This is a genomic window from Corallococcus praedator, assembly GCF_003612125.1.
Lineage (GTDB): Bacteria > Myxococcota > Myxococcia > Myxococcales > Myxococcaceae > Corallococcus > Corallococcus praedator.
This window is the reverse complement of sequence record NZ_RAWI01001271.1, coordinates 1-408: the sequence shown is the minus strand read 5'-3', so window position 1 is coordinate 408 and position 408 is coordinate 1. Positions and strand designations below refer to the sequence as shown.

Annotated in this window: 1 protein-coding gene; it reads left to right on the top strand. The window is 59.3% G+C overall.

Features of this window, described 5'->3' with window-relative positions; translation table 11 throughout:
* Window positions 1-43: 43 nt before the first annotated feature.
* A partial coding sequence (locus D7Y13_RS44040) for a 4Fe-4S dicluster domain-containing protein (RefSeq protein WP_120631158.1) occupies window positions 44-408 on the top strand: 365 nt, incomplete at its 3' end.

Genomic DNA, 408 nt, shown 5'->3' with positions numbered 1-408 from the left:
CGCTCGATCCGATCCTCCACACCCGATTGACTTTCCTCCCCCCATGACCGCCAACCTCACACCCAATCCTGAACTCTCATTCACTCAAATCGCTACCGACGGGTTTGACGCCGACCATCCGCCCGACCCAAAGCTAATCGATAGCTGCGTCCACTGCGGCTTTTGCCTGTCAACCTGTCCGAGCTACCGCATTCTGGGCAAAGAAGCCGATTCGCCCAGAGGCCGCATCTACCTGATGGACGCGATCAACGAGCATGAAGCCCCGCTGGTTCCAACAACCTCACAGCACTTTGACACCTGTTTGGGTTGCTTAGCCTGCGTCACGGCCTGCCCGTCAGGAGTGCAGTACGACAAGCTGATTGCGGCGACTCGTCCGCAGGTCGAGCGGAATGTGCCGCGCAACCTGGG